The organism is Streptomyces sp. NPDC017520 (genome assembly GCF_044329855.1).
Taxonomy (GTDB): Bacteria; Actinomycetota; Actinomycetes; order Streptomycetales; family Streptomycetaceae; genus Streptomyces.
Genome location: NZ_JBIRKB010000040.1, coordinates 1 through 6,012, shown reverse-complemented (window position 1 = coordinate 6,012; position 6,012 = coordinate 1). Strand labels below are relative to the sequence as shown.

Sequence of the window (6,012 nt, the reverse complement as noted above, 5' to 3'; positions counted from 1 at the left end):
CGCGTGGCAACATGCCGCAGTTCATCGCGGACGCCATCGGGCAGAAGGTCGGGCGCCGGCTCACCCTGGACGACATCGGCATGGGTGACGCGGCCGTGTCTTCCGTACAGCCTGACCTCGGACTTGAGTTCGCAGACAGGGCCGAGGCGGCGACCAAGACCGTCGCAGACCTCTGGCGTGCCGACCTGGCTGAGGCTGAGGTACTAGTCAGGGCACAGCCAGACTCGGCCGCCTGGAACACTGCGTCCCTGCGCTGGATCGTCGCCCCGCCGGACGGTGAGCTGACGGGCGCGGGCAACCGCGCGATCGGCATGGTGGACGTGGAAATGATCCGCTCCACTGCCGCCGCCTTCAGCATGCTCGATGGCAAGTTCGGCGGCGGCCATGCCCGACGTGCGCTGATCCAGTACCTGCACACGGACGTCCGGCCGATGCTGGACGGCAAGTACTCGGACGACGTGGGCAAACAGCTCTACTCGGCCGCGGCGGAAGCGCTCCTGCTCGCTGGCTGGATGTCGTACGACAGTGGCCTTCACGGCATCGCTCAGCGGTACTTCATCCAGGCGTTGCGCATGACGCAAGCGGCAGGGGACCGCCTTCTTGGAGGCAGCATCCTTTCCGCGATGAGCCACCAGGCCACGTTCCTCGGGCGCTACCACGACGCGGCCACCCTGGCTCGGGCGGCCTACACGGGCCCGGCCGGCGTGCTGGGCCCCACGATGTCCGCGCAGTTCCGCGCGATGGAGGCGCGGGCCCTGGCCCGCCTCGGCGACGAACGGGGATGCGACCTCGCCTTGGTAGAGGCAGAGCGCAAGCTCAGTCAGCGGACCCCGGACAGCGATCCGCCGTACATCGCTTATTTCGATGACGTGGAGCTTGCAGCCGAGATCGGCCATTGCTTCCGAGATTTGGGCCGGTCCGCAGAAGCAGCAGAACGGGGCGTGGGATCGATCTTCGGCGACGGCCTGAACAATCGAAGCGACTTCTTCGCGACGATGGTGCAGGCCGAAGCGTATATCAACCAAGGCGAGATTGGGCGTGGCTGCGAAATTGCCAAGACTGCCCTACAACTCGGCGAGGGTTTGAAGTCGGCGCGCTGCGTCCAGTACGTTCGAGAATTCCGCGAACGCGTTTCCCCTACGATGCGAGGAGCTGTGGACTTCCGCACCTTCATGGAAGAAGCGCGGACCTACCGACTTTGGCAGCAATGCGGCTTGACGTCTTAGAAGGGCGCCCAATCTCGGCGTGATCCTCCCGACCGGAGAGTTGCCACCCGCTTCTCGACCTCGTCAGCGGCCCGGGGGTTCGCGCCCGCGTTCTGCGAGAGCCACGTGACCATCAGCAGTTCTCGCACGCTCCGGAGCACGCCGTATCCGGCCCATTCGCGCACGTCGAAACCGTAGCCCGCCACGAAATCCGCATACTCCGCTTCCGTATGCCATCCAAAGCTGTCGTAATACATGGCTGTTTGCATCAGGTCCCACTCGCGGGGGCCTGTAGCAAACCCGTCCAGGTCAATTACGCGCGGATGGCCAGACGCATCGTGCAGAACGTTACCCACGTTGAAGTCACCGTGCAGATGCCCCGAGGGAAGCGAGAATTCGAGGCGCTCATACTCGACCTCCAAATCCCTCGCCATCGAACGCAGGAATGATCGGGTACTCGCCGGAATGGAGGCACGCTCCAAGCGGCTCGCGACCTTTTCGAACGGCTGGAGTCGCGGCAGCGAAAAAGGCGGCGACTCCAGTTCATGGAGCCGCCGCAATAGCGCGCCCATTTCCGCCGTACTCGCGTACGTGTCGCCGTCTGCGAGGCCTTGCCAAAAGGTGACCGGGTGGTCCTCGATCACGATCGGCTGTTCGGCGTCCGTGACGAGACGAGCGGCCGGATATCCCTGTTCTGCAAGCCACCGGGCCACCGCTACTTCTTGCCGCACCGAGGCAAGCCGGTCGGCGCCCCGCCCCACCCGCGAGATGATCCGGCCGCCGTCGACACGGAACACGGCATGGTCGCCTAGCCGAAGGATCTCGATGCCGTCCGGCTCCAGGTCTGCGACCGCGCATGCCCGGCGCAGGATGGCCTCTGCCGCGTCCGCGTCGAACTCCGTGCGCTCCGTCGTCGTCATGCGGTCTGTGTCTCCCGTCCGGTCGGCAGCGTGAGGACTTCCCGCCCTCGCCCTGCGCCCTTGCCGATCAGCCCTTGACCTTCCATCTGCGCGATGGCAGAGCGCACGGCGGTCCGGGACGCGCCGAACCGCTCGCACAGCTCCTTCTCGGTGGGGAAGCGGTCGCCCACCTTCACCTCCCCGCCGCGCAACAGGTCGGTCACTCGCTCGACCAACGGCCGGCGGTCGCCGGTCCCCACTACGAACCATCCGGCGCCCTGTACCGACTCGATCACACCATCGGCCTTGAGCGCGGCAAGCGCCCGCTCGATGGTGCTGCGGCTCACGCCGTACTCGCTCACGAGTGCCGACTGGGACGGCAGCGCTTCAGTGATCTCGCCGTCCCTGATCTTCTCGCGGAGGGATTCCGAGACCTCCAGGTACGTACCTCGCGGACTGCCCTGCGGCACGTGGGCTCCCTTCCTCGACCTCGGCGGTGGCCCGGTGGGCACCTAACGGCAACAAGGTTGCCACGTACGCTGCGACTGACCGACGGTCTCGTATCCGGTCAACCCCTCGATGTGCGGTTAACGGTGCGGACGACCAGCATCGGCGCGGTTGCTGTCATTCCAGATGTAGACAGCGAAGGTTCCTGAGCCGTACCAACTCTCGGGCCCCACCTCGGCCGTGAGAGACGGGTACTCGCTGATGAGCTTCCCAATCTCAGCCAGGTCGACCTGCCTGTACGGCTGGTTGAAGACCAGAGCAGGCTTGCCGGTGGTCCTAGAAAGCCACGTGGTCGTGTGGTCGTAGAACCCCGGCCTGTTGTGGCACTCCCTCTTGGCGCAACGGCCCTTGTCAAGCCAGTGCAGTCCAGACGAACACCCTGTGCTGCCGCTCCTGAGGTCGTACCGGTCCGCCCAGTTCAGCAGGTCCGCTCGCATATGGACGTAGACGTTCGGGCCGTAGGGCCAGTCCACACCTTCGGCATCATGGGTGAGGACGTCCCGGGAACGGTCATCGAGAGAGCTGATCAGCTTCTTCTGGCTGGCACTCTGGCACCGCGAGCACCACCACTTCGCTTCATTCCCGGCGCCGAAGAACAGCCCCTCCCGGCGGCGACTTCCGCATCCCACGCAGTCATACATAGTCTTACCCCTTCGCTTTTCTCGGGACCGTTCGGCGCTGCGAGGGACGGTCGTGACCGCCCGCAATCAACGGGTACGCACACGCTGGAAACAATTGGCTCACATATCAGCTTCGAGCTGCTTTTTCTTGCGGTCGCGAGCGAACCCGACGAAACTAATAATCAGGAATTTGAGACCGAACGATGGCACGAGCCATCCTGCATAAATCCAAAATGTGCCCCACCACCCATCATCTCCGTCAGGGTCCATTATCGGAATCCAAAGAAAGTTGCCCGCAATGATACAGAGCCACCTCCCCGTCTCCTTAGGGACTCGCCCTGCTCTGAACTCGAAGAATATGGTAAGCGCCATGAATAGCATGAAGTGGTAAAGGGTGAGCACCCATACGACTGGGTTCACCCAGTCTGCGGACCCCTCAACGAAGCGAATTTGGCGAGGCCACTCCCACAGCATGATGAGAACTAGAACTTGAATGGGGAGGGATCGAATCAGATCCTTGCGAAAAACACGGAGACGTTCTTCATGCCGAAGCGCAAAGTCAGCAAGTTCCTCAAATAGCGGGTTGGGTGCCGTCTCAGGGTCTAGCCCATGCCTGGCTCGGACAGCTTCGGTTAGCGCATCCTCCTGGCTCGCCGCGCGAATCCGCATCCTGGCATCACCAGCATAAGCCGCGACTTCTGCATAGAAGGCGTCAATCGTGTCAGAGTTGAGCCGCGAGGTGTTGGCTACTTGAACCCATCCGGGGCTCTCATCTACGGACCGTAACTGTTCAGTAAGGTTTACCCAGAACAGTTCTTTCTTTTTCATGTCGTAGACGACGCCGATGATGGGGATGCGACTCTGCCGCCAGTCGTCGAAATGGTCATCTATGGGGATCGCGTACCCATTTACCCTTTTGTACTTCTTGCCACTCTTCACTTGAATGGCAATCCAGTAAGGCGTCCTCTTGCTGCCGCGCGTGAAGTTAACGATCATGTCCTCGCCATGATCGTTCCCTCCGTCGATCTCCTGCACGAGGTGATCGTGTTCCTCAAGAAGGGTGCGAAGGGCGTTGACGCCCGCCCTCTCGATCTTGCGACTGCCACGGACAGTTGACACTGGCCCCCCTGAAGTCAGCGACCGCCAGGATATCGGCAGGCACCGACAACCCGGGCTGGTCGCGTCCGTCTAACCACGCGCTGACCTGGCCTTCTCAAAGGTCGTTCGTTGTCCTGGTCTTTGTCCAGTGCGCTGACGGCCGCCATCGTTCACTGCCGTCCACTTACCGTCTCTGACCTGCTATTTGACCCCCTGCGAACGCCCCCGTACGGCCACGCGGACAGTTGGAAAGCGTGTTGGGGGCAACCCCTCACGAGTTCGAATCTCGTATCCTCCGCCAGTGCCTCACCGGGCACGATGTCGAAGGGCCCCCTGGAAACAGGGGGCCCTTCGACGTTGTCCTTACGCCTCGTTGTCCTGGTCTTTGTCCACAGCGAGGTTTGCCGGTGCTCCCCAGATGGCGTGCGAGATCTTCCGCGCCGCTTCCTTGAGCATGGGATCGGTCACGTGCAGGTACCGCGCTCGCATCCGAGCGGCGCCGCCCGGCTCCCACCCCATGATCTGGTCAATGACTCGGTCCGGGACCCCGAGCAGCATCAGCACGGTCCCCGCGGTGTGCCGTGCGTCGTGCAGGCGCCCGTCCCGGACGCCGGCGTCTTCCAGCAGCCGCTTCCAGTCGTGGTAGTCCGTGTTCGGACTGAGCGGCCCGCCCAACGGCTTGGTGAACACGTACTCGGACTCGGTCCACAGGTTCCCGGCCGCCGCGCGCTCCCGGGCCTGTGCCTCCCGGTGGGAGCGGAGCATCACGACCAGCGGGCCCGGGAGGGGCACTGCGCGGCGCCCGGCGCGTGACTTCGTGTTCTTCGTCTCGCGCCGCACCTGCACCCGGGCTGGGCAATAGCCAGCCTTCCGCCCGCAGGGCGAAGCTTCGCCGCACCCGTGCTCGTACTTCGGCCGCAAACGGTTCCGGCGAAGCTTCAAGTACTCGTTGGCCAGGTCCACGTCAGACCACCGCAGGCCGAGCGTCTCTCCCTGCCGCAACCCGAGCGCCAAGGCCAGCATCCAGCGGGCACTGTTCCGGCGCTTGTTCACTTCGAGCAGGAGACTCTGCACCTCATCGACCGAGTAGGGCTCCACCTCCGTCTCGTCCTCTTCCATCCGGGGAGGCTTCGCGAGCGCGGCAGCGTTCTTCGCCGCATGGCCACGCCGTACCGCTTCCCCCAGAGCCGTACGGGCGGTGCGGTGAGCCTGGTGGGCCGTGCCTGCCTTGCTGCCGGCGCTCTGCATCCGCCGGTACAGGCTTTCCAGGTGCTCGGGTTCCAGGCGATCAATGCGGTGCCGACCGATGCCCGGCACCAGGTGCACCCGGACCGCCACCTCGTATCCGTCGTACGTGTTCTCACTCACGACCGGCTTGGCGATGTTCTCGACCCAGTGCTCAAGCCACTTCGCGACCGTCCACGGCTTGCCGGGCTGGCGCGCCGACCCCTCGTCGCGCTGCTTTTCCAGGCGCCGGACCTCGTCCACCAGCTCCTTGCGCGTGGGCCGCGTCAGGTGTCGGCGGTAGGGCGTTCCGTCGTCCTTGTAGCCCATGGGCACGCGGCCGTGCCAGCGTCCGTCCTTGCCCAGGTAGATGGCCGATTCACCGTTGGCTCGGCGTGTGCGTTTTTTCTCCTCTGCCATTGGCAGTTCCTCCGGTCGGTGCGAGGTAGACAGACCGGA

General features: G+C 64.0%; 6 protein-coding genes. 1 reads left to right on the top strand and 5 read right to left on the bottom strand.

Features of this window, described 5'->3' with window-relative positions; all coding sequences use genetic code 11:
• Positions 1-1,226: hypothetical protein (locus ACH4KB_RS37865; RefSeq protein ID WP_398071632.1), on the top strand; the 1,226-nt coding region annotated here is incomplete at its 5' end.
• On the opposite strand, the gene ACH4KB_RS37860 is transcribed toward ACH4KB_RS37865, so the two are convergent.
• The 5 genes from ACH4KB_RS37860 to ACH4KB_RS37840 all read right to left on the bottom strand — a co-directional run bounded on the left by ACH4KB_RS37860 (position 1,223) and on the right by ACH4KB_RS37840 (position 5,973).
• Positions 1,223-2,125: a phosphotransferase enzyme family protein gene (locus ACH4KB_RS37860; protein WP_398009750.1), complete on the bottom strand. Its 903-nt coding sequence runs from the start codon at positions 2,123-2,125 to the stop codon at positions 1,223-1,225. The two genes, ACH4KB_RS37865 and ACH4KB_RS37860, sit on opposite strands and share 4 nt — an antisense overlap.
• A complete protein-coding gene (locus tag ACH4KB_RS37855; RefSeq protein ID WP_329873292.1) occupies positions 2,122-2,574 on the bottom strand; it encodes a GntR family transcriptional regulator in 453 nt (150 codons plus the stop codon). Before ACH4KB_RS37855 ends, ACH4KB_RS37860 begins: the two co-directional genes overlap by 4 nt.
• Before the next feature lie 117 nt (positions 2,575-2,691).
• On the bottom strand, positions 2,692-3,252 hold the full coding sequence (locus ACH4KB_RS37850) for a hypothetical protein (RefSeq protein WP_398009749.1): 561 nt from the start codon (positions 3,250-3,252) through the stop codon (positions 2,692-2,694).
• 99 nt (positions 3,253-3,351) lie between these two features.
• On the bottom strand, positions 3,352-4,350 hold the full coding sequence (locus ACH4KB_RS37845) for a DUF4365 domain-containing protein (RefSeq protein WP_398009748.1): 999 nt from the start codon (positions 4,348-4,350) through the stop codon (positions 3,352-3,354).
• A 342-nt stretch (positions 4,351-4,692) separates the two neighbouring features.
• Positions 4,693-5,973: a tyrosine-type recombinase/integrase gene (locus ACH4KB_RS37840; RefSeq protein WP_398009762.1), complete on the bottom strand. Its 1,281-nt coding sequence runs from the start codon at positions 5,971-5,973 to the stop codon at positions 4,693-4,695.
• Between the last annotated feature and the right edge of the window lie 39 nt (positions 5,974-6,012).